We start from the raw sequence: 21,532 nt of genomic DNA, 5'->3' as shown, positions 1-21,532 counted from the left end.
GCCGCCGCGTCAGCGGCTCTGTCTGCGGCTCCCCGGGAAAGAAGTGCCGCTGTCGCGGCAAGCCCTTCGCCTCTGCGCCCTCCGCGCCTCTGCGCGAACATTTCTTAAACCCCTTCGCGTCTTCGCGCCTTCGCGTGAATCAAATCAAGCGTCGACCTGGATCACGCCGCGGCGGATCTGGTCGAGTTCGATGCTCTCGAACAGCGCCTGGAAATTGCCGTTGCCGAACCCTTCATTGCCCTTGCGCTGGATGATCTCGAAAAAGATCGGGCCGAACATGGTCTCGGTGAAGATCTGGAGCAGGATGCCCTCGTCATTCTCCACCGATCCGTCGATCAGGATGCGGTTCTTGCGCAGCCGCTCCAGGTCCTCGCCGTGCCCGGGCACGCGCTTGTCGACCAGCTCGTAATAGGTCTCGATCGTGTCCTGCAGCCGCACACCGCGCGCGCGCAGGCGCTCGACCGTGTCGTAGATGTCGTCGGTGGTGAGCGCGAGATGCTGGATGCCTTCGCCCTTGTATTCGCGCAGGAATTCCTCGATCTGGCTGTTGTCGTCCTGGCTTTCGTTCAGCGGGATGCGGATCGCCTTGTCGGGGGCGATCATCGCCTGGCTGAACAGGCCCGTGGCCTTGCCCTTGATGTCGAAATACTTCTGTTCCTCGAACCCGAACAGCGTCTTGTAGAATTCGGACCACACCCGCATCTGGCCGCGCCGGACATTGTGGGTGAGGTGGTCGAGCAGGTCGAGCCCGACATTGTTCGCCGCCTCCGCCTCGCGCCAGCCGGGGAATTCCGCCCAGTCGGCATAGGGATCGGCGCCGTCGGCCATGAAATAGAGGTACGAGCCGCCAATGCCCTGGATGACGGTATCGTCCTCCTCGGTCGGCTGCGCGCCGTGCGCCAGCGCCCATTCCATCGCCTTGGCTGGATCGGCGACGCGGAACGCCATCGCGCTGGCGGAGGCGCCATGTTCGTTGCGGAACTGCGCCACGCGACCATCGGCATCGCGGTTGAGCATCAGGTTGATGCGGCCCTGCTTGAACCGGGTGATGTTCTTGGACGGATGGCGATGCGTGGCGACGAAGCCGAGCTGTTCGAACTGGCGCGCCATCGCCTCCGGGTCGGGCGAGGTGAACTCCACGAACTCGAAGCCGTTGAGGCCCAGCGGGTTGGTCGGATCGACAGTCATCGGCGGCGCCCTGAATAGTAACAATGGATACTATCTCGCATGGTTCGGCACCAACGTCAACGCACGGCGCTTGGCGGCGCGCGGCGGAAGCGCCTATAGGATCGGCCATGCACGCCCAGATCCTGCCCGCACTCCATCGCGTCGATCCCAAGGACGATGTCGCCACCGCACTACGCGATCTGGGCGCAGGCGAGCAGGTGCAGGGGCCATTGGGTGCCCTGACGCTGGGCAGCGACGTGCCCAGGGGGCACAAGGTCGCGATCCGACCGATCGCCCAGGGTGCGGAAGTGGTGAAGTTCGGCTGGCCGATCGGCCGCGCGACGCAGGCGATCGCGGCGGGCGACCATGTCCATGTCCACAATGTCGCGACGCTGCTGGAAGGCGTAGAGGACTATGTCTATCGCCCCCAGCCCGCCGAGGCGATGGCGTCCGGCGCGGTCCGCACCTTTCAGGGCTATCGCCGCGCCAATGGCCGGGTGGGGACGCGCAACGAGATCTGGATCGTCTGCACCGTCGGCTGTGTCGGCGCGACGTCGCGGCGGCTGGCGGAGCTGGCCAATGCGCGCTTTGCCGGTCGCGTGGACGGCATCCACGCCTTCCCGCACCCGTTCGGCTGCTCGCAGCTGGGCGACGATCTCGACCACACGCGCGAACTGCTCGCGGCGCTGGTGCAGCATCCTAATGCCGGCGGCGTGCTGGTCGTCGGGCTGGGGTGCGAGAACAACCAGTTGAAGGCACTGCTCAAGGCCGCCCCCGACGTCGAGCCGGAGCGGCTGCGGTCCTTCACCACCCAGATGGTGGCCGACGAATATGAAACCGGCCTCGCCATGATCGAGGAACTGGTCGCGCGCGCCGAGCAGGACCTGCGCGAGCCGGTGCCGCTGTCCGAGCTGGTGATCGGCCTCAAATGCGGCGGGTCCGACGGGTTTTCGGGCGTGACCGCCAATCCGCTGGTGGGGCGTATCGCCGATGCCGTGGCGGCGGCGGGGGGTACGCCGGTGCTCACCGAGATTCCCGAGATTTTCGGCGCCGAGCGCATCCTGATGGCGCGCGCCCGCGACGAGGGCGTGTTCGCGAAGATCCGCGACGTGGTGGACGATTTCAAACGCTATTTCATCGCGCACGACCAGCCGATCTATGACAACCCCTCGCCGGGCAACAAGGCGGGCGGGATCACGACGCTGGACGAAAAGTCGCTGGGCGCGGTGCAGAAGGCCGGGCGATCGACGGTGGTCGACGTGCTGCGCTATGGCGAGCGGGTGCGCGAGCATGGCCTGACGCTGCTGGAGGCGCCGGGCAACGATGCGGTGTCCTCCACGGCGCTGACGGCGGCGGGGGCAACGATCATCCTGTTCACTACGGGACGCGGCACACCGATGGGCTTCCCCGCGCCGACGGTGAAGATCGCGTCGAATAGCGGGCTGGCGGAGCGCAAGCCCAACTGGATCGATTTCGACGCCGGGCCGATGCTGGCGGGCGAAAGCGCGGAGGACGCAACCGCGCGGCTGCTCGACCTGGTGGTGGCGGTCGCCTCCGGCGCGGAGACGCGGGCGGAGCGCAACGGCGAGCGCGAAATCGCGCTGTGGAAGCAGGGGGTTACGGTCTAGCAAACGTCACCACGGGCCCGTCCCGGGGCCCAGCTTCTTCGCTACCTGTCTATCCGCTCGGATGGCAGCGGGACCCCGGCGCAAGGCCGGGGCGACGGGAAAGGAGAGGGGGGCGCCCGCCCCTACGCCGCCAACCCCTCCAACTCGCCGTTCGCCTCCAGCCATTCCGCCTCGATCGCGTCGATCTGCGTGGTCAGTTCGGCGCGGCGTTTCATCAGGTCGGTCATGCTCAGCTTGGCGAGGCTGGCCTCGGCGGTGCTCGGATCGAACATCGCCGCATCCACGGCGGTGCGCTGCTCGGTCAGCTTGGCCAGCTGTCCCTCCAGTTCCTTGACGCGCTTGCCCAGTGCCTGGCCCTTTTCGCGCGCCTCGGCGGCGGCGCGGCGAGCTTCCTTGCGCGCGGCCTTGGACTCGCCCTTGCCGCCGGGGCTCGAATCCTTCGACAGGACGAAGGCGATATAGTCGTCGAGGCTGCCGTCAAATTCGCTCGCGGTGCCGCTGTCGACCAGCACCAGCCGGTCGGCGGTCATTTCCAGCATGTGGCGATCGTGGCTGACCAGGATCACGGTGCCGCTATATTCGTTCAGCGCCTGGATCAGCGCCTCGCGCGCGTCGACGTCCAAGTGGTTGGTCGGTTCGTCCAGGATCAGCATGTGCGGCGCGTCGCGGGTGATGAGCGCCAGCGCCAGCCGCGCGCGCTCGCCGCCCGACAGCTTGCCGACTTCGGTCGTTGCCTTCTGCCCCGAAAAGCCGAAGCGCCCCAGCTGGCCGCGCACCGCGCTCTGGCTCGCCCCCTTCATCAGCGAAGTCATGTGCTGGAGCGGCGTCTCGCTGCGTTCCAGTTCCTCGACCTGATACTGGGTGAAATAGCCGATGCGCATCTTGCCCGATGCGTTCATCGACCCTTCCATCGGCGTCAGCTGCGCCGCGAGCAGCCGCGCCAGCGTGGTCTTGCCATTGCCGTTGCGCCCGAGCAGCGCGATACGGTCATCGGGGTCGATGCGCAGGTTGAGCCGCTTGAGGATCGGCTTGTCGCCATAGCCGACGGTCGCGAGATCGAGCGTGATGAGCGGCGGGCGCAGCTCGTCAGGGTTGGGGAAATCGAACGTCAGCGTGGGATCGTCGACCAGCTCGGCGATCGGCTGGAGCTTGGCCAGCGCCTTCTGGCGGCTCTGCGCCTGCTTGGCGGTGGAGGCGCGGGCGGAGTTCTTGGCGATATAGGCCTGGAGGTGCTCGCGCTGTGCCTGCTGCTTGGCGCGCGCCGAGGCGATCTGCGCCTGACGCTCGGCACGCTGGCGCTCGAACGCATCATAGCCGCCGGGATAGAGCGTCAGCTTGCCGCGCTCCAGGTGGAGGATATGGTCCACCACATTGTTCAGGAAATCGCGTTCGTGGCTGACGAGCAGGATCGTCGCCGGATAGGATTTCAGGAAATCCTCCAGCCACAGCACCGCTTCGAGATCGAGGTGGTTCGACGGTTCGTCGAGCAGCAGCACGTCGGGCTGCGAGAACAGCAGCGACGCCAGCGCCACGCGCATCTTCCATCCGCCCGAGAAACTGTCGAGCGGGGCGTGCTGCATTTCCTCGTCAAAGCCCAGGCCGACCAGGATCTGCGCCGCGCGGCTTGGCGCAGTATAGGCGTCGATCGCCATCAGCCGCTCATAGACTTCGCCCAGCCGGTCGGGATCGTCGCTGGTCTCGCTCTCCAGGAGCAGGGCTGCGCGCTCCAGGTCGGCGTCGAGCACGGTCTGGAACGGCGTGGCATCGCCATGCGGCGCTTCCTGCGCGATATAGCCCAGCCGGGCGCCGCGCGGCATGTCGACGCTGCCGGTATCGGGATCGAGCTGCGAGGCGATCACCTTCACCAGCGTCGTCTTGCCCGCGCCATTGCGGCCGATCAGGCCGATGCGTCCACGGGGCGGCAGTTTGGCGGTCGCATCGTCAATGATCGTGCGCCCGCCGAGGCGCACCGTGATGCCGGTAAGGTTGAGCATGGCGCGCGCCTACCAGAGCCGCGCGACGAACCCAATACCAAGCTTTGCAATCGTCACCGTGCGGCGAGCATCAGGAAGCGAGGCGCTGCTCCGCCACCAATTGCCCCGCCAGCGCGCTGGCGGCGGCGCGGACGTTGAGCCAGCGCTGGCGCTCGGCCTCCGCATCGGGGAGGGCACGATGGGCGGGGGTGCCGGTGCGGTCGCGTAACTGCACCAGTGTGATGCAATTGCCCGCGGTCGCGCCCAGCTTTTCGGCGGGCACGGCGTGGCGCAGCGCGCTTTGCGCCGCCTCGACATTGGCGTCGTCGCTGCCGCGCAGGCGCAGGCTGTGGCGGGGCAGGCCGGCGGCGCGGAGCAGCGCGCTCAGCCATTTGCCGTCCCAGGACGGAGCGCTGGCGCGCAGATCGTGCCCGGCAAGTGCCTCGATCATGCGTGCGGCGACGCGGTCATGCGGCTCGCCCTCGCGCAGCAACGTCTCGCGGCTGATCCCGTGCACGCGCTCGGCCGCAGGGTCCCAGTCGTCCCAGCCGGGGGCGGGACGGATCAGGTAGGATTCGCTGCGCCCATCCTCGAACACCCAGCCGGCTTCGATCGGATAGCTGTTGCGCGAGAGGGAGGAAGCTTCAAAATCGAGGAAGACGAGCATCGAATAAGGCCTTGTTCGGCATGAGCAACGCACAGTGGCCTCGCCCGATCCATCTGCCGGGTCACTAGGATTATAGTATTACTGCCGCACGCGGATTGCAGTTCCGTGATAGTACCGTTCCGGGCGTTCCCCTGCATCGGCGGAGGGCGATACGATTGTCGCCGATCCCCATTAGCGAAGTCAGTCGAGTCTGATCCGTAACGATGTGTGAAATTGGCGGCTTTTTACCCAAAGTGGCGGGATCGCGCGGGAGATGGCGTTTTTCGTTAGAACGCAGATTGCCGACAATCCCGGAATGAAATATAGGAAGTGCGCCGGGCAATACGGTATCTTGCAACCCACTCTTTAAAAGAGCCAAGTCTCTGACAGATCGAGCGTTCCCCCAGCCGACCCCTGCGGTCGATGCAGCGGCTGCAGCAGTCGCGCGCGGTGCTTCTTTCACTGCGGATAAGGCTGCGCCCCGTCGCGCGCTCATTCCCAGCGGCACGCGTGCCCCTGGCGTGAACCTTCAGGTTTTCGAGACTCCGCATAACACCGCGCTCCGCATCGAGCGTCCCGATGCCCGGATCGCCGACTGCGTCAGCGATTATTACGTGCTCGATTCGGATGGGCCCGAAGTGATGGGCGCGGTGGAGTGGAGCATGCCGGGCTCTGCCAATATCCGGCTGTTCATGAACGAACGCCCGATCAACGTGACGATCGGCAACCGCGTGTTCGCGCCGACGCCGCACATCGCGCTGTACGGTCCCAGCGGGCGCGCGTCGCGGGTCGAATCCTTTGGCGGCATCACGGTGGGAATCGGCGTGACTGCGCTGGGATGGGCGCGGCTGTTCGACGAGCCGGCGGAGCGCTTTCGTGATCGCATCGTGCCGCTGGTCGATGCGATGCCGGCGCGCGTCGTGAACGCGCTGTACGACAAGGTCCGCGCATCCGATTGCGGGCACGATGTGAAGCCGGTCCTCGACACCTTGCTGGTCGACCTGCTCGCGACGCCGCACCCTGACGAACCGATCATCCGGCGCCTGATGCAAATGATCGTGGACGAAACGGTGGCCGACATCACGGCCATCGCCGATACGCTGGACATGAAGCCGCAGCGCCTGCGCAACGTGTCGCTGCGCTATTTCGGGTTCCCGCCCAAGCGGCTGCTGCGGCGCGCGCGGTTCCTGCGCTCGCTGCTGCGCATGTATGCGGCGGGGGAGGCGGATTACGGGCTGATCGCGCGCAGTTATTTCGACGTGTCGCACTTCCTGCGCGATTCCGAGGAGTTTCTGGGGACCACGCCGCGGCGGTTCATGGCGATGCAGACGCCATATATGCGCCAGATCTTCCGCGCGCGGGCTGCCGTGCTCGGCGTACCCGTGCAGGCGCTCCACAGCCCCGGCGACGCGGTTTAGAGTCGGGCGACGCTTGCTGCCAGTTCGTCCCGGCGAAAGGGTTTTGCCAGCCGGGGCAGGTCGGGCGTGATGCCGTCCAGGTCGGCATAGCCCGATACGATCAGGATGCGCATCCGGGGCCAGCGTTCGCGGACCACCCGCGCCAGGTCGGTGCCGGTCATTCCGGGCATCAGATGGTCGGTCACCAATATGTCGGTATCGTGCCGGGCGAGATAGTCGATCGCCTCCTGCCCGCCGGGCGCCTGCGCCACGCGGTAGCCAAGGTCGGCCAGCATCTCGCCGGTGGCGGTGCGCACTGCGGGTTCGTCGTCCACCAGCAGGATGGAGCCGGCGGCGGCCTGCGGAGCCTCGGCACGGGGCTGCTCGGCGCGGACCACCGGCCCCTCGGCGATCGGGAGGAAAAGCTCGACGGTGGTGCCCAGTGCGGGGGTGCTCGACAGCAGCATCGCCCCGCCCAGCTGCGAGGCAAGGCCATGCACCATCGACAGCCCCAGACCCGTGCCCTTGCCGATGCCCTTGGTCGAGAAGAACGGCTCGGCCGCGCGGGCCATCGTCGCTGCGTCCATGCCGTGGCCGGTATCGGTGATCGCCAGCCGGATATAGCGGCCCGCCGCGAGATCGATCGCATGGTCCGCGCCGACGACGACAGGCGCGGCAGACAACGTCATGCGCCCGCCATCGGGCATGGCGTCGCGGGCGTTCACGCTGAGATTAAGGATCGCCATCTCAAGCTGGTTCGCGTCGGCCTGGGCGGGGGGAAGATCCTCGGCCAGCGCGACGTCTATCGCGATCTGCGGGCCCGCCGTGCTGGCGATCAGCCCTGCCATGCCGTTGATGAGCGCGCGCAGATCGACCGGCCCCGGTTGCAGCGGCTGGCGCCGGGCAAAGGCAAGCAGGCGCTGGACCAGCACCCGTGCGCGCTCCGCCGATTCGAGCGCGTTGCCGATCAGCCGCCGGTCGCGCGGGCTCTCCGCCTTGCGCTGGAGCAGGTCCAGGCTGCCCAGGATCGGCGTCAGCAGATTGTTGAAGTCGTGCGCCACGCCGCCGGTGAGCTGTCCAAGCGATTCCATCTTCTGCGCCTGGCGCAACGCGTCCTGCGCACGGTGCAGTTCTTCGCTGCGCGCGACGTCTTCGGTGACGTCGCGCCCGATGACATAGGCTTCACGGTCGCCCGGTGCGGCGCTCCACGAGAAATGCAGCCAGCGGCCATCCTGCGTCCGCACCCGCGCCGCGATGTCGCGCACCGGCCCGCCCGCCACCGCCCGCAATGCGTGCGCCACCGCGGCGCGATCCGCCGGGTGGAGGTAGCGATCGAAGCGCCGGTGCAGCACGTCGCGCGGCGCATAGCCGAGCAGGCGCGTCGCGGCAGGATTGACCGCGCGGATCTCCAGCCGCAGCCCCACCACCAGCATGAGATCGCCGCTGAGCCGCCACATCCGGTCCCGCTCTGCGGTGCGATCGGCCACTTGCTGTTCCAGCGTCTCGTTCAGCGCCTTCAGCGCTTCCTGCGCCCGGCGGCGCCGAGTGACGTCGCGAACGATTCCCGTGGTGCGCAGCGCGGTGCCCGTGTCGTCATACTGCACGGTCCCGCGCGACGAGACCCAGCGGATTTCGCCATCGGGGCGCTGAACGCGATATTCGCTGGCGAACTGCTCACCGCCGCCGACCGCGCGCGCTGCCTCTTCGCGGACCCGGTCGCGGTCGTCGGGATGGATCAATGCATAGCGCGCCTCCGGCGTGATATCGTCGCGCAGCGTCACGCCCATGATCTCGGCGGTGCGCCCCGACCAGCTTCCGCGCATCGTCCGCAGATCCCAGTCCCAGGTGCCGATCCGGGCGCCGTCGATCGCCAGCCGCAATCGGCTCTCGCTTTCGCGCAACGCCCGCTCGGCCTCGCGCCGCGCCACGGCGGCCCGTGTCCGCTCCGCTACGTCGCGCATCAACTCCAGCTCGGGCTGGGTCCAGACGCGGGGCTTGGCATGGTTGAGGAACAGCAGCGCGACGAAGCCGCCCTGTTCGGTCACCGGCATGTTGACGAAGGCGTGGGCGGTGATGTCCTTGAGGCTCTGTGCGGTCGCCGCCGTCCGGGGATCGCGGTCGGCATTCTCGACCACGACGGTGCGGCCGGCCTTCAGATCATCGATATAGCTGCCATAGTCGCGGAAGTGCAGCACCCCGGCCAGGCTTGGCACGCCGGGGGCGTTCCAGTCGCGACCGATGGTGATCGTCTCCGCCTGCGTATCGATCGTGCCATAGCCCGCCCGGCTGACGTTCAGCGCACGCCCTAATATCTCGGCGGCGGCAAAAGCGATCGCCTCGGGGTCCTCCAGCTCGCGCAGGCGGTCGGCCAGCTGGGCGAGCGCGGCGTGCCGGGTTTCCGCGCGGTGCTTCTCGGTGACGTCGAAGCCTTCGCAGATGATCCCGGTGATGCGTCCGCTATCGTCGCGCAGCGGCGCATAGACGAAGGTGAGGTTGCGCAGCACCTCCTCGCCAGCGGGGGTGCGATAGCGGGTGAGCACGCCGGTCGCTTCGAACGGCGTGCCGGTCTCATATACCTCGTCCAGCGCGGCGTAATAGCGTTCTTCGGCAATATCCGGTGGAAACGCGCTGCGGATCGTCTTGCCGGGCCAGTCGTCGCTGGAGAAAGTGGCGCGATGCGCGTCGTTGACGAACTCGACGATGTGATCGGGGCCGCGCAGGATGATGAGAAAGCCCGGTGTCTGCTCGAACAGCCGCCGCTGGTTCTCGGCATCGGCGGCGCGGCGCTGCTCCTCGGCGATTTCATGCGTGGTGTCGGTACAGATCGCCAGCACACCGCCGATCCCGTTCGGCGCTTGCGAGTCGTCGATCGGAGTGTACGAGCAGCTCCACGATACGGTGTTCGCGAGAGCAGCCCCGGTGCCGGGGAGCGTCACCTGCGCGTCCCAGACGGGGCCGGTGCCAGCGAACACCTGCGTCACCGCCGGCGCGACCGCGTCCCAGCTGTCGCCCCAGGCCGCCGGACCGGGCTGTCCCGGCGAAGCCAGATCGCGCGCGCTGCCCACCAGCGCCTCGAACGCGCCGTTGCAGAAACAATAGTGCGCCGGTCCCCACCACAAATACATCGGCTGGGGCGCGTTCAACATCAGGCGCAGTGCGGTGCGCAGCGACTGGGGCCAGGTTGCGGGTGGACCAAGCGGGTGGCTCGACCAGTCGAACGCACGCAACCGGCGCCCCGCGTCACCGACGCTCACTAGGAAATCATATGCCGCATCGACCATCATCGTGACGCAAAACTCGCTTGTCTGGCCGTTTCGTGGCCCGGACCATACAGCGTCACGCCGCCTGGACCAGCCGAAATCGGGCGATATTCAACGGCTGGCGGCATTGCGCAGGCTTCGAAACGTGATCGACCAGCGCGGCGCCGCCACCGGGGCGATGCTGTGTTCCCACTGGTGCCGCGCCTCGCCCGTCATATGATAGAGTGATCGCGGCGGCAGCGGTATCGCAACCCGGTCGAACCCGCGCTCTCGCCGCCGCCGGAACCGCAGCGACGCCGGGTTGCCCAGCGAAACGCCTGCGATATGATCGAACACCGGGCGGTCGCGATGCCAGCCGATCCCCGCGCCCGGATCGTACCGGGTCAGCAGCGCATGGACGAACCCGTCGGCCGGAAGGCCCGCGGATTGCGCCACGCGCTCTCGCAGGGGCAGCAGCCAGTCGGGCAGGGGCGGGCCGGGGGTGAAGCTCTGGTCGTCGAAATCATACCGCCATCCAAAGCTGGCGGTCAGGCGCTTGCCCACCCATCCCTGGAACCGGAAGGGCATGAGCGGCGCGGCGTCGATATGCGCGATCAAGGCCGATTCCGCTGCGGAATCGAGCATATCGGCGACTTGCGAGAGGCCGGGAATCGAGGCTGCGGGAAAGAGGTCGAGAAGGGCGCCGGACATTGCCGACGCTCAACGCACGCGGTGCCGATCGGTGCCCGAAGACCTGCATCCAAATGTATGCGTTCTGAGAATTACATCCAATTTACCGTATGATAGCGGTTGCAACCGGCGCCAACTACGCATAGCGACGATCCTTGTGAGAGATGAAATGCTTGCCGAGATCGACCGCGCGTCTTCGTTCCTGAAGACGTTGTCGGGCCGGAGCCGATTGTTGCTGCTGTGCCATCTGCTGGACGGCGAGAAGTCCGTCGGGGAACTGGCGCGGCTTGCCGGTGCCCGTGATACTGCCGTGTCGCAGCAGCTGGCGCTGTTACGCCGCGAGGGAATGGTGGCGGCGCGCCGTTCGGGCCAGATGATCTTCTATTCGCTCGCCAGCGCGCAGGCGCGGCAGATGCTGGAGGCGCTTCACGGCCTGTTCTGTGCGGCCCCGATACCCGAACGGGTGCGCGCCTCGGCATAGAGCCGCTCGACGTCGGCTCGCCGGGCCAGTTCGGTGCCGGGCGTCATCAATGCGGCTGCACCTGCCGCCACGCCGAACAACAGCGCATCCTCCAGATGCTGTCCGCGCGCCAGCGCCAGCGTGATCGCCGCCGTCATCGCGTCGCCGGCGCCCACGGCGCTGCCGGGCGGGACCGGGACGGCGGGCACGCGCAGCGCGACGCCGTCCGCCACCATCAGCGCGCCGCGTTCGGCGAGCGACACCACGATCACCTCGGCAAAGCCGCGCGCGCGCATTTCGCGGGCGGCGGCGACTTCGGCATCCTCGCTGTCCAGCGTGCGGCCGAGCAGGTCCTCGACTTCGCGCAGGCTGGGCTTGAGCAGATAGGCCCGTGCCCCCTCGCACCCCGCCAGCGCGGGGCCGGAGGTGTCGATGACCAGCCGCACCCCGTCCGCGCGGCATTGTGCCGCCAGCGTCGCCAGGATCGTGCCGTCGCATCCGGGCGGCAGGCTGCCGCTGGCGACGATGTATGCGATCGGTCCGGGCAACGCGCGCAGTCTTGCCAGCACTGCGGCCTGGGCATCGGCATCGAGCGGCGGGCCGGGCAGGACGAAGCGGAACTGCTCGCCGCTCTGCAGGTCGTTGACAGTGAAGCTCTCCCGCGTGGCGCCGGGGATCGCGATGACCTCGGCAGGAACCCCGGCGGCGGCGAGCAATTCGGCGATCATCGCGCCCGCCGGGCCGCCGCAGGGAAACACTGCCGTCACGTCGCCGCCCAGCGCGTGCACCACGCGCGCCACGTTGATGCCGCCGCCGCCAGGCTCGAAACCCGGAGGCGTGCAGCGCAGCTTGTGCGTCGGGCGGACATGATCGGTGTCCGTCGTCACGTCGAGCGCAGGATTGAGCGTCAGCGTGGCGATGGCGGGCATGGTCAGCGCTGCCCGCGATCGAGCGCCGCGCGCGCCGCCGGGACGATTGCGTCCAGCGGCCGGTTGACGCGCATCCGATGCCAATGGACTTCGCCGACCGAGCGTTTCGATTGCTCGCGCACGACCTGTTCGGTCGCGTCGGAGGCGTCGTTGGTCCGCGCTTTGACGCGGGCGATGCGATCCTGCTCGGGTGCCTCCAGCCAGAAACCGGTGAAGGGCACGCGGGCGCGCGCGGCCAGCGCCTCGGCCACGTCGCGCTCGCTGCGGCTCATGAACACCGCGTCCAGGATCACGCTGCTGCCGCACGCCAAATGATCGTCGGCCGATTCGAACATCGCCTCATAGGTTTCCTGGTCGCTGCGCCGGGTATAGTGGCGCGGCGGCAGCGGCGTCTCGGGGGGCACGCCCGCGATGCGTTTGCGGAACACGTCCGACCGCAGCACCCGCGCGCCGGGCGCCCGCCCGATCCGCGCGCCGAGCAGCCGCGCCAGCGTGGACTTGCCGGTCCCCGAAAGCCCGCCGATCGCGACCAGCCGGGGCGGCGCGGGGGCCAGGATCAGCTCCGCCAGCGCGCGATCCTCACGCTGGAGCGCGTGCAGGCCCAGATACAGCGGCAGCAACGCCCAGCCGGTCGCCCCCTGGGGGCGGGTGTCGAGATAGCGGTTGGCCAGCGTGTTCGCTTCGATCACATGGCCGCGCCGCACCAGCCCGAGCAGCGCGCGGGACAGGTCGAACAGGATGTCCTGGCTGCCGCCGATGGCGAATTCGCGAATCCGGCGCCCTTGCGCGCGGCGGGCGATATGCTGGCGCTGGCGCTCCAGCTCGCGCCGCTCGATCCCGCCGGCGGCAAGCGCGTCGATCTGGGCGCGAAACGCTGCGGCATCGCCCAGCGGGGCGTCGACGTGCAGCGTCGCGAGCCGGTCTGCGGCGTCGTGCAGTGCCGATACATCCAGCCCGCCCAGTGCGAGCGCGGCATCGTCAGTCTCGGTTCCGTTCGCGGCGGTCGCCGCCATGGTTTGCTCCTCTTCGCGCCTCGCTTAACGGGGGTTCGAGCGGGTAGCACCGCTTTTATGAACGGAACCCGACGAGCGTTGCGCAAGCGTTGCAAAATTCACACGCTGCGGGGCGCGGTTTCCCGGAAACACGCGGCGATGGCCTCGCGCAGCGGCTTCGGCCTGAAGGCCGCGTCATAGGGCGCACAGCGTTGCAGCCCGCCATCGGGGCGGGGCGCGAAGCCGGTCAGCCAGCTATATTTGTCGCTCATGCCCCAGACCAGCACGTCGCGCAGCTGGGGATAGGCGAACATCCGCTCCAGATACGCCTTCGCATAACCGGCAACCGCCGCGTCGCGCACTGCGATGTCGCTTGGCAGCCCCTTGTCGTTGACGTCCAGCTCGGTGACGACCAGCGCCAGGCCCATCGCGGTCACGGCGTTCAGGAAATCGCGCCACGGCCCTTCCTGGCGTTTGACGGCGGCGGCGATGTTCGTGTCGTTCACGCCGATATGCGATTGCACCCCCAGCGCATCGATGGGCACGCCGCGTTTGCGGATCCCCTCCAGCAGCGCGAGCACGCCGGCGCGATGCCCCTCGTTGCCGTCTTCCCAGCTCATATAGTCGTTATACACCAGCTGCGCCTTGGGCGCGTGGCGGCGGGCGGAGTGGAAGGCGAAGTCGATCATCGCCTCGGTCCCGCCAAATGCTTTGGACAGCGACGAGTCGCGCAATGCTCCGGTCTTCTCGTCGACGGCCTCGTTCACGACGTCGAAGCTGACGATGCGGTCGGCATAGCGGGTGCACAGCGTCGCGATGTGCGTCTCGAGCAGCGCTTCGGCGCTTCGGCGCCGGTTAGCGCCGAAATCATAGTCGCGCAGCCATTTGGGATAATATTGGGTCTTGTGCCACAACAGCGTGTGGCCGCGCATCGCCATGCCCTGGCCTTGGGCATAGTCGAGCATCGCCGCGAAATGACCGTCGGTGAACTGTGTCGCGTCGGGCCGCAGCGCCTGCCATTTGAACTCGTTCTCGGGCACCAGAATGCCGCAATCGCGCTCCAGTAGCGCGGCATAGGCCGGGTTGGCGAACGATCCGCGATCGGCGCCGGCGGGGCTCCAAGACGAACAGGAGCCGAAGCGCATTCCCTTTGCCCTGGCCAGCGTGTTCAGCCCATCGGCAGGGGCGGCGAGCGCAGGGGACGCCCATGCCGCCGCTGCGGTGGTCGCTGCCGCCGCCAGCATGTCGCGTCGCGTCAATCCGTGCATCGTCGCTCTCCTCACCAGTTGGTTATCGTGCCGTCTTCCAGCCGCGCGACGGGCAGATAGGCCCGCGCATAGGGGTGGCGCGCGGCGCGGTCCTCGTCCAGCTCGACGCCTAGCCCAGGTGCGTCGCCCGGATGCATCATGCCGTTTGCGTAGGAATAGGCGTGCGGGAAAACCGCGTCGGTTTCCTCGGTATGCGGCATCAACTCCTGAATGCCGAAATTGGGGACCGACAGCCCGAAATGCAGCGCCGCCGCCATGCACACCGGCGACAGGTCGGTCGCGCCGTGACAGCCGGTGCGGACCTGGTACAAATCGGCCAGCGCCGCGATCCGGCGCATATGGGTGAGCCCGCCCGCGTGCACGATCGTCGCGCGGATATAGTCGATCAGCTGCTCCTCGATCAGCTGCTTGGCGTCCCAGATCGTGTTGAACACTTCGCCCACCGCGATCGGGGTGGTGGTGTGCTGGCGGATCAGGCGGAACCCGGCCTGGTTCTCCGCCGGGGTCGGGTCTTCCAGCCAGAACAGCCGATACGGCTCCAGATCCTTGCCCAGCCGCGCCGCCTCGATCGGAGTCAGCCGGTGGTGGACATCGTGCAGCAGGTGGACGTCGTCGCCCAGCACTGCGCGCGCCTTTTCGAACAGCGGGGCCACCGAGCGCAGATATTTCTCGGTCGACCACAGGCTCTCGGTCGGCAGCGCGCCGTCGGCGGGTTCATAGCGCTGGCCCGGCTTGGCGACGCCATAGGTCGCCTTCAGCCCCGGTACGCCCGATTGCAGCCGGATCGCCTTGAACCCCATCTCCCGGTGTTCGATCGCCCGCTCGATCGTCTCCTCGATATCGGCGCCATTGGCGTGGCCATAGACCATGCACCCCTCGCGGCTGGCCCCGCCGAGCAGCTGATACACGGGCAACCCCGCGACCTTCCCCTTGATGTCCCACAGCGCCATGTCGACGGCGGCGATCGCGGCCATCGTCACCGGTCCGCGCCGCCAATAGGCACCCCGATACAGATACTGCCACACATCCTCGATCCGGTGCGCGTCGCGCCCGATCAGGCAGGGGATGACGTGATCGTTGAGATAGCTGACCACTGCCAGCTCGCGGCCGTTGAGCGTCGCGTCGCCCAAGCCATGGACGCCGTCGCGGGTTTCGATCCGGAGGGTGACGAAGTTGCGCCCCGGGCAGGTAACGATGACGCGCGCAGAAATAATGTCGGCCATCGCCGTGCCTTTGCCCCCTCCATGCGTGGCGCCATTTCCCGGCTGCCATCTGGTAGCGCTACCATGGGCAAGCTGTTACAAGCTTGTCAACGGCAGCACGCGACTGCCCAACGGAGTGGAAGCGGATGTGGCGGAATTTGCTGGCTATTTTGTCTGCGTTTTTGTGTTTTGGCGTTGCGAATCAAGCATGTGCGGAGGATGGTTACGACCTGTGGCTCCGCTATCAGCCGGTTGAATCCAGCTATCGCGACACGATCGTGCCGCGCCTTGCCAGCTATGTCGCCCCTGCCGGCGACCCCCGGATAGACGCCGCCGCCGCCGAACTTGAGCGCGGGCTTGGCGGCATGCTCGGCAAGACCCCGCAGCGCGCGTCCGTCGCCGGGGACGGAGCAATCGTCCTCGCTACCGCAGCCTCGCCGCTGGTACAGGGCATGGCCCTGCCGTTCGCGCGGCTGGGGGCGGAGGGGTTCGCGATCCGCACCGCGACGCTGGACGGCAAGCGCGTGATCGTGATCGCGGGGAATAGCGGGCAGGGCGTGCTGTACGGCGTGTTCCGCCTGCTCAAGCTGGTCCAGACCCGCCAGCCGATCGACGCGCTCGACATCGTCGACGCACCCAAGCTCAAGCTGCGCGTGCTCAACCACTGGGACAATATGAACCGGCATGTCGAACGCGGCTATGCCGGTCAGTCGATCTGGGACTGGCAGAAGCTGCCGGGGTACAAGGACCCACGCTACACTGATTACGCCCGCGCCAATGCCTCGATCGGGATCAACGGCACGGTGCTGAACAACGTCAATGCCAATGCCGACATCCTCAAGCCCGACTATCTGCAAAAGGTGAAGGCGCTGGCGGAGGTGTTCCGCCCCTATGGCATCAAGGTGTATCTGACCGCGCGTTTCTCAGCGCCGATCGAGATCGGGGGATTGAAGACCGCCGATCCGATCGATCCGGCGGTGGTGGCATGGTGGAAGGCCAAGATCGACGAGATCTATACCGTCATCCCCGATTTCGGCGGCTTCGTGGTCAAGGCCAATTCGGAAGGCCAGCCGGGGCCGAACGATTACAAGCGCAGCCATGCGGACGGCGCCAACATGATGGCCGATGCCTTCGCGCCGCATGGCGGCGTCGTGATGTGGCGCGCGTTCGTCTACGCCGCCGAGAATGCCGAGGATCGGCACAAACAGGCCTATACCGAGTTCAAGCCGCTGGATGGCACATTCCGTGACAATGTGCTGGTCCAGGTCAAGAACGGCGCGATCGACTTCCAACCGCGCGAACCCTTCCATCCGCTGTTCGGGGCCATGCCCAAGACGCCGCTGATGATGGAATTCCAGATCACCAAGGAGTATCTGGGGTTCGCCACCCACCTCGCCTATCTGGGCACGATGTGGGAGGAAGTGCTGGAGGCGGACACGTTCCGCCCCGGCAAGGGCAGCACGGTTGCCAAGGTGATCGAGACGCCCGTGGACCCTGGTGCTGCCACCGGCATGGCGGGCGTCGCCAATATCGGCAGCGACCGCAACTGGTCCGGTTCGCAGTTCGATCAGGCGAACTGGTACGCCTATGGTCGCTTCGCCTGGGACCCGAATGCGCGGGCTAGGGACATTGCGCAGGATTGGGCGGCGATGACCTGGGGCCCGGCGGTCGTGGCCCCGGTCGTCAGGATGATGATGGAATCGCGCGAGGCGGTGGTCGATTACATGACCCCGCTGGGGCTCGGGCACCTGATGGCGACCGGTCACCATTACGGGCCGGGGCCATGGGTGGCCGATCTTGCGCGCCCCGAGTGGAACCCGGTCTATTATCACAAGGCCGACGCGGGCGGCATCGGCTTCGACCGGACGAAGAGCGGCAGCGACGCACTCAGCCAATATGCGCCGCAAGTGGCGGCGCGCTGGGGCAATCTGAAGACCGTGCCCGAGGAACTGCTGCTGTGGTTCCACCACGTTCCATGGGATCGCCGCATGGCATCGGGGCGGACGCTGTGGGACGAGCTGGTCGCGCGCTATGATCGCGGTGTCGCCACGGTCGCGTCGATGCAGGCTGACTGGCAGGCGCTGGAGGCCAAGGTCGACGCCCGCCGCTGGGCCGAGGTGCGCGACTTCCTGGCGATCCAGCACGCCGAGGCGATCTGGTGGCGTGACGCCTCGATCGCGTATTTCCAGTCGGTCTCGAAGCGCCCGCTTCCCACCGGCCATGCCGCGCCTGCGCATCCGCTGGAATGGTACAAGGCGATCCGCACCCCCCATGCGCCGGGCAACGGCGAGTAATCCGTAGAAAACAGGAGAGGAAACAAGAATGTACGACGATTTCGACCACGGCAGTTCCCCCGCGAAAGCGGGGGCCCAGGGCGCAGAGCGCACCGCCCGTGACTCTGGACCCCTGCGTGCGCAGGGGAACAGTGCGGCGGGACGGTGGGGCATTGCGGCCCTCGCGCTGCTCGCGGCATCGGCTGCCCATGCCCAGCCGGTCGCCAGCTTCGACTGGTTCGACTATCGCGGCAGCGACCCGATCGACGCGACGCTCAAGCCCAAGCCGGGCCAGTATCGTAACCCGGTGCTCCAGGGCTTCTACCCCGACCCCAGCGTGACCCGGGTGGGCGACGACTATTATCTCGTCACGTCGACCTTCAGCTATTTCCCCGGCATCCCGATCTTCCACAGCCGCGACCTGGTGAGCTGGAAGCAGATCGGCAACGCCATCGACCGGCCCGACCAGCTCGATTTCAAGAAGCTGGGGCTGTCGCGCGGCGTGTTCGCGCCGTCGATCCAGGCGAAGGACGGGGTGTTCTACATCCTCAACACCTGTGTCGATTGCGGCGGCAATTTCGTGATTACCGCGACCAACCCCGCCGGGCCCTGGTCCAACCCAATCTGGCTGCCCGCGCTGGAGGGGGGCATCGACCCCTCGCTGTTCTTCGACGATGACGGGCGCACCTGGATCCTCAACAACGGCGCGCCCGAGGGCGAGCCGCAATATCAGGGCCACCGCGCGATCTGGATCCAGGAGTTCGACCGCAAATCGCTCAAGAGCTTCGGCCCGCGCACCGTGCTGGTGAACGGTGGCGTCGATTTCTCGAAAAAGCCGATCTGGATCGAAGGGCCGCACATCTTCAAGAAGGACGGCTGGTATTATCTCAGCTGCGCCGAGGGCGGCACGGCGGAGGGCCACAGCCAGGTCATCCTGCGGTCGCGCAGCGTCACCGGGCCGTTCCTGCCCAATCCGTCCAACCCCGTGCTGACCCAGCGCGACCTGCCGCGCGATCGGGCCAATCCGATCACGTCGGCGGGCCACGCGCAGCTGGTGCAGACGCAAAAGGGCGACTGGTGGGCGACCTTCCTCGCGGTGCGGCCCTATGCGGGCGATTTCTACACGATCGGGCGCGAGACGTTCCTGCTGCCGGTGACGTGGAAGGACGGCTGGCCCAGCATCACTGCGCCCAAGCAGCCCATCCCCTATCTGCACGCCCGCCCGGCGCTGCCGCGCGGTGCCAAGCCGCCGGTGCCGATGAACGGGGCGTTCGCGGTGCGCGACGCGTTCGACACCCCCGAACTGCCGCCCTATTGGATGCAGATGCGCAACCCACGCTCGCAATGGTCCAAGGTCGAGGGCGGCGCGCTGCACTTGACCGCGCGGCCGGAGGGGCTGGGGGACAATGGCAATCCGTCGTTCCTCGCCCGGCGGCAACAGCATCGCAGCGCCACTGCCGCCACCATCGTGCGCTTCACGCCCGAGAAGAATGGCGACCGCGCGGGGATGGCGGTGCTCCAGAGCGACGACTACTGGTTCTTCCTGGGCATCAAGCAAGTTGCGGGCAAGACCGTGGTGACGCTCGACCAGCGCGAGGGCAGGGATGCGCCGCGTGCCGGCAAGACGCTGTTCACGGCGCCCGCCAAGCCGGGGCAACCGCTGCAACTGCGGATCAGCGTGCAGGATAACCGCTACCGCTTCGACTATGCCCCGGTCGGCCCGGCACGCCGCGCCCCGGCGTGGAAGACGCTGGGTAGCGTCCAGACCGATGCGCTGACCACCAAGGTCGCGGGCGGGTTCGTCGGTTCGGTGTTCGGGATGCTCGCCGCGACGGGCGAGTGAGCGACAAGGGGGAGGGCGCCGAACGCTCTCCCCCTTTCTCTACTGCACGCGCTCCTGCGAACGCAGGCCCTCGCGCTGCCCCAAGAGCCTTTGCGGGAACGGCGAGGATATTTGGAAGGCGAGGCGGCGTGGACAATTTAGCGATGCCTGGCGAACAGGTCTCGTTGGGCTTGGTTGACCGATCCGCTGTCCCAGTCGACCTCCCGCTTTGACGGCGGGATGTGGTCTCGTCGTTGCTCATTGTCGTAGAACAGTGTGCCGTGGATGCCGAGCGCGTTGCGCTTCAGGATTGGTCGGCTCCAGATAGGCGTCAGCAAAGAGCCTGCAGCATCTTCCCCAAGTCGGTCGATCAGGTCTTCGACCAACTCGATGTCGCGCCCATCGGGAAAGACGGCAGCGAACTCCTCGTCCGTCGCCTGAAACACACTGAAAGTGGCGTTCACAGCACCATCGATAATCTGGATGTTCTTCATAGCGGTGTTTTGGCATCGGAAAGAACCATCGGCAATCGAACCGAAGTTTCGGACGCCGTCTGTTCGCATTGCAGCCACCCCTTCGTCGGGCGCGATGGGATGGTGACGCCAGACTTCAGCCTGTGCCCGGCGTGCGACGCGAGCGACTAGCGGCGTAGACGCCAGCGCTCCTGAGAACGCACGCCGTCGCGCCGCCCTTAAAAACTTTCGTCATTCCCGCGAAGGCGGGAATCCACTCGGCTGTGCGTTCGGGGAAGGAGCCGCAGCATCGGCGCCAATGGATTCCCCGGACTCACGGAACAAGTGCACCACCTGCTAAGGTGATTGCGCGATGGGACGACATTACAGGCAGCTCAGCCTCGACGAGCGGATCGAGATATACCGCCTTCATGAAGGCGGTATATCTTGCCGACAGATCGCCACCGCGATCGGGCGTGATCACACGACGGTCGGTCGGGAACTCAGGCGCAATAGCAAGCCGACCAAGGTCTGGCCCGGCGGCTATGCGCCCGGGCGTGCCCATAGGCTCGCGATCAGACGACGACGATGGGACGGCCGTTTCAAGCTGGCGCGCCAGCCGGACCTGCGAGATATCGTGAAGAACGGCCTTGCGATGGGATGCTCTCCCGAACAGATCGCCGGCCGACTGGCGCTTGAGCACGGTCGCACCATGGTCAGCCACGAGTCAATCTATCGATACGTCTATCATCGCTCGGCCCAGAAGGACTACTGGCACCGCCTTCTGCCCCGCTGCAAGGCAAGGCGCGGCCGCTATGGCCGCCAGGGCGGAAGCCCGGCCAGCTTCATCAAACAGCGCAGGCCGATCGGCGAACGCCCCCTCGAAGCCCGGGATCGCGCACAGCCGGGCCATTGGGAAGCAGACTATATGCTGTTCGCCCGATATGGGCACAATGTCCTCGTCTTGCACGAGCGCCACACACGCTACACCATCCTCGACAAGCCTCCCCACCGCAGAGCCGAGCTGACCGCACGCCGGATCACCCGCAGACTGCGCCATATCCCCCAGGATCTGCGCAGGACCATCAGCTTCGACAACGGCACCGAGTTCGCCGAACATCACCGCCTTCACGACAGTCTCGGCATCCAGACCTTCTTCTGCGATGTCCGAGCCCCATGGCAAAAGGGCGGTGTCGAAAACACCATCGGCCGACTGCGCCGAAGCCTGCCTCGCAAAACCGACCTCGACACCGTCAGCCACAGACAACTCCGTGCCTGTGCCGACCGGCTCAACAACATCCCCAGAAAATGCCTTGGCTTCCTCACACCCGCCGAGGCATTCTCCAAAATCTCAACCGGTGCACTTCAACCGTGAGTCCACATTCCCGCCTTCG

16 protein-coding genes are annotated in these 21,532 nt (G+C 67.0%); 6 read left to right on the top strand and 10 right to left on the bottom strand.

Annotation, left to right across the window (positions count from 1 at the left end; translation table 11 throughout):
• Positions 1-144 precede the first annotated feature (144 nt).
• Positions 145-1,188: a 4-hydroxyphenylpyruvate dioxygenase gene (hppD, locus tag ACG3SL_RS12315; RefSeq protein ID WP_448661434.1), complete on the bottom strand. Its 1,044-nt coding sequence runs from the start codon at positions 1,186-1,188 to the stop codon at positions 145-147.
• 107 nt (positions 1,189-1,295) lie between these two features.
• Here hppD and ACG3SL_RS12310 point away from each other — a divergent pair, with 107 nt between their 5' ends.
• Complete coding sequence (locus ACG3SL_RS12310) at positions 1,296-2,795, top strand: UxaA family hydrolase (RefSeq protein ID WP_448661433.1); 1,500 nt, start codon at positions 1,296-1,298, stop codon at positions 2,793-2,795.
• Positions 2,796-2,917: 122 nt separating this feature from the next.
• On the opposite strand, the gene ACG3SL_RS12305 is transcribed toward ACG3SL_RS12310, so the two are convergent.
• A complete protein-coding gene (locus ACG3SL_RS12305) occupies positions 2,918-4,789 on the bottom strand; it encodes an ABC-F family ATP-binding cassette domain-containing protein (protein WP_448661432.1) in 1,872 nt (623 codons plus the stop codon).
• Between the two features lie 70 nt (positions 4,790-4,859).
• Positions 4,860-5,435, bottom strand: a complete 576-nt coding sequence (locus tag ACG3SL_RS12300) for a 3'-5' exonuclease (RefSeq protein WP_448661431.1) — start codon at positions 5,433-5,435, stop codon at positions 4,860-4,862.
• A 500-nt stretch (positions 5,436-5,935) separates the two neighbouring features.
• On the opposite strand from ACG3SL_RS12300, the gene ACG3SL_RS12295 reads away from it, so the two are divergent.
• A complete protein-coding gene (locus tag ACG3SL_RS12295; protein ID WP_448661430.1) occupies positions 5,936-6,832 on the top strand; it encodes a hypothetical protein in 897 nt (298 codons plus the stop codon).
• On the opposite strand, the gene ACG3SL_RS12290 is transcribed toward ACG3SL_RS12295, so the two are convergent.
• Both ACG3SL_RS12290 and ACG3SL_RS12285 read right to left on the bottom strand, forming a co-directional pair.
• Positions 6,829-10,065, bottom strand: coding sequence for a PAS domain-containing protein (locus ACG3SL_RS12290; RefSeq protein ID WP_448661429.1), 3,237 nt, complete (start codon positions 10,063-10,065; stop codon positions 6,829-6,831). The two genes, ACG3SL_RS12295 and ACG3SL_RS12290, sit on opposite strands and share 4 nt — an antisense overlap.
• A gap of 117 nt (positions 10,066-10,182) precedes the next feature.
• Positions 10,183-10,761: an alpha-ketoglutarate-dependent dioxygenase AlkB gene (locus ACG3SL_RS12285; RefSeq protein WP_448661428.1), complete on the bottom strand. Its 579-nt coding sequence runs from the start codon at positions 10,759-10,761 to the stop codon at positions 10,183-10,185.
• 148 nt (positions 10,762-10,909) lie between these two features.
• Here ACG3SL_RS12285 and ACG3SL_RS12280 point away from each other — a divergent pair, with 148 nt between their 5' ends.
• A complete protein-coding gene (locus ACG3SL_RS12280; RefSeq protein WP_448661427.1) occupies positions 10,910-11,221 on the top strand; it encodes a helix-turn-helix domain-containing protein in 312 nt (103 codons plus the stop codon).
• Here the strand turns inward: ACG3SL_RS12280 and ACG3SL_RS12275 are convergent.
• The 4 genes from ACG3SL_RS12275 to manD all read right to left on the bottom strand — a co-directional run bounded on the left by ACG3SL_RS12275 (position 11,167) and on the right by manD (position 15,612).
• Positions 11,167-12,129: a 1-phosphofructokinase family hexose kinase gene (locus ACG3SL_RS12275; RefSeq protein ID WP_448661426.1), complete on the bottom strand. Its 963-nt coding sequence runs from the start codon at positions 12,127-12,129 to the stop codon at positions 11,167-11,169. The genes ACG3SL_RS12280 and ACG3SL_RS12275 overlap by 55 nt on opposite strands.
• Positions 12,130-12,131: 2 nt before the next feature.
• Complete coding sequence (locus ACG3SL_RS12270; protein ID WP_448661425.1) at positions 12,132-13,142, bottom strand: AAA family ATPase; 1,011 nt, start codon at positions 13,140-13,142, stop codon at positions 12,132-12,134.
• 98 nt (positions 13,143-13,240) lie between these two features.
• Entirely contained in the window at positions 13,241-14,389 is a 1,149-nt protein-coding gene (locus ACG3SL_RS12265) for an endo-1,4-beta-xylanase (protein WP_448661424.1), read from the bottom strand.
• 11 nt (positions 14,390-14,400) lie between these two features.
• A complete protein-coding gene (gene manD / locus ACG3SL_RS12260) occupies positions 14,401-15,612 on the bottom strand; it encodes a D-mannonate dehydratase ManD (RefSeq protein WP_448661423.1) in 1,212 nt (403 codons plus the stop codon).
• A gap of 125 nt (positions 15,613-15,737) precedes the next feature.
• On the opposite strand from manD, the gene ACG3SL_RS12255 reads away from it, so the two are divergent.
• Together ACG3SL_RS12255 and ACG3SL_RS12250 are read left to right on the top strand one after the other, a co-directional pair.
• Positions 15,738-17,885 (top strand): alpha-glucuronidase family glycosyl hydrolase, encoded by a 2,148-nt coding sequence (locus tag ACG3SL_RS12255; RefSeq protein WP_448661422.1) that lies wholly within the window; start codon positions 15,738-15,740, stop codon positions 17,883-17,885.
• Positions 17,886-17,913: 28 nt separating this feature from the next.
• Positions 17,914-19,707 (top strand): glycoside hydrolase family 43 protein, encoded by a 1,794-nt coding sequence (locus ACG3SL_RS12250; protein WP_448661421.1) that lies wholly within the window; start codon positions 17,914-17,916, stop codon positions 19,705-19,707.
• A 137-nt stretch (positions 19,708-19,844) separates the two neighbouring features.
• Here the strand turns inward: ACG3SL_RS12250 and ACG3SL_RS12245 are convergent, their stop codons facing one another.
• Complete coding sequence (locus ACG3SL_RS12245; protein ID WP_448661420.1) at positions 19,845-20,180, bottom strand: hypothetical protein; 336 nt, start codon at positions 20,178-20,180, stop codon at positions 19,845-19,847.
• 331 nt (positions 20,181-20,511) lie between these two features.
• On the opposite strand from ACG3SL_RS12245, the gene ACG3SL_RS12240 reads away from it, so the two are divergent.
• Positions 20,512-21,513, top strand: a complete 1,002-nt coding sequence (locus ACG3SL_RS12240; RefSeq protein ID WP_448661419.1) for an IS30 family transposase — start codon at positions 20,512-20,514, stop codon at positions 21,511-21,513.
• Positions 21,514-21,532: the final 19 nt, after the last annotated feature.

The sequence above is a fragment of the Sphingomonas degradans genome (assembly GCF_053502645.1).
Note: the sequence above shows the minus strand (reverse complement) of the source record. Positions and strands in the feature narration are given on the sequence as shown.

What these genes read in the sequence shown, in the direction of transcription:
- hppD (WP_448661434.1), bottom strand. Translation starts at nt 1,188, where the DNA reads ATGACTGTCGATCCGACCAACCCGCTGGGCCTCAACGGCTTCGAGTTC.
- ACG3SL_RS12310 (WP_448661433.1), top strand. Translation starts at nt 1,296, where the DNA reads ATGCACGCCCAGATCCTGCCCGCACTCCATCGCGTCGATCCCAAGGAC.
- ACG3SL_RS12305 (WP_448661432.1), bottom strand. Translation starts at nt 4,789, where the DNA reads ATGCTCAACCTTACCGGCATCACGGTGCGCCTCGGCGGGCGCACGATC.
- ACG3SL_RS12300 (WP_448661431.1), bottom strand. Translation starts at nt 5,435, where the DNA reads ATGCTCGTCTTCCTCGATTTTGAAGCTTCCTCCCTCTCGCGCAACAGC.
- ACG3SL_RS12285 (WP_448661428.1), bottom strand. Translation starts at nt 10,761, where the DNA reads ATGTCCGGCGCCCTTCTCGACCTCTTTCCCGCAGCCTCGATTCCCGGC.
- ACG3SL_RS12280 (WP_448661427.1), top strand. Translation starts at nt 10,910, where the DNA reads ATGCTTGCCGAGATCGACCGCGCGTCTTCGTTCCTGAAGACGTTGTCG.
- ACG3SL_RS12275 (WP_448661426.1), bottom strand. Translation starts at nt 12,129, where the DNA reads ATGCCCGCCATCGCCACGCTGACGCTCAATCCTGCGCTCGACGTGACG.
- ACG3SL_RS12270 (WP_448661425.1), bottom strand. Translation starts at nt 13,142, where the DNA reads ATGGCGGCGACCGCCGCGAACGGAACCGAGACTGACGATGCCGCGCTC.
- ACG3SL_RS12265 (WP_448661424.1), bottom strand. Translation starts at nt 14,389, where the DNA reads ATGCACGGATTGACGCGACGCGACATGCTGGCGGCGGCAGCGACCACC.
- manD (WP_448661423.1), bottom strand. Translation starts at nt 15,612, where the DNA reads ATGGCCGACATTATTTCTGCGCGCGTCATCGTTACCTGCCCGGGGCGC.
- ACG3SL_RS12255 (WP_448661422.1), top strand. Translation starts at nt 15,738, where the DNA reads ATGTGGCGGAATTTGCTGGCTATTTTGTCTGCGTTTTTGTGTTTTGGC.
- ACG3SL_RS12250 (WP_448661421.1), top strand. Translation starts at nt 17,914, where the DNA reads ATGTACGACGATTTCGACCACGGCAGTTCCCCCGCGAAAGCGGGGGCC.
- ACG3SL_RS12245 (WP_448661420.1), bottom strand. Translation starts at nt 20,180, where the DNA reads ATGAAGAACATCCAGATTATCGATGGTGCTGTGAACGCCACTTTCAGT.
- ACG3SL_RS12240 (WP_448661419.1), top strand. Translation starts at nt 20,512, where the DNA reads ATGGGACGACATTACAGGCAGCTCAGCCTCGACGAGCGGATCGAGATA.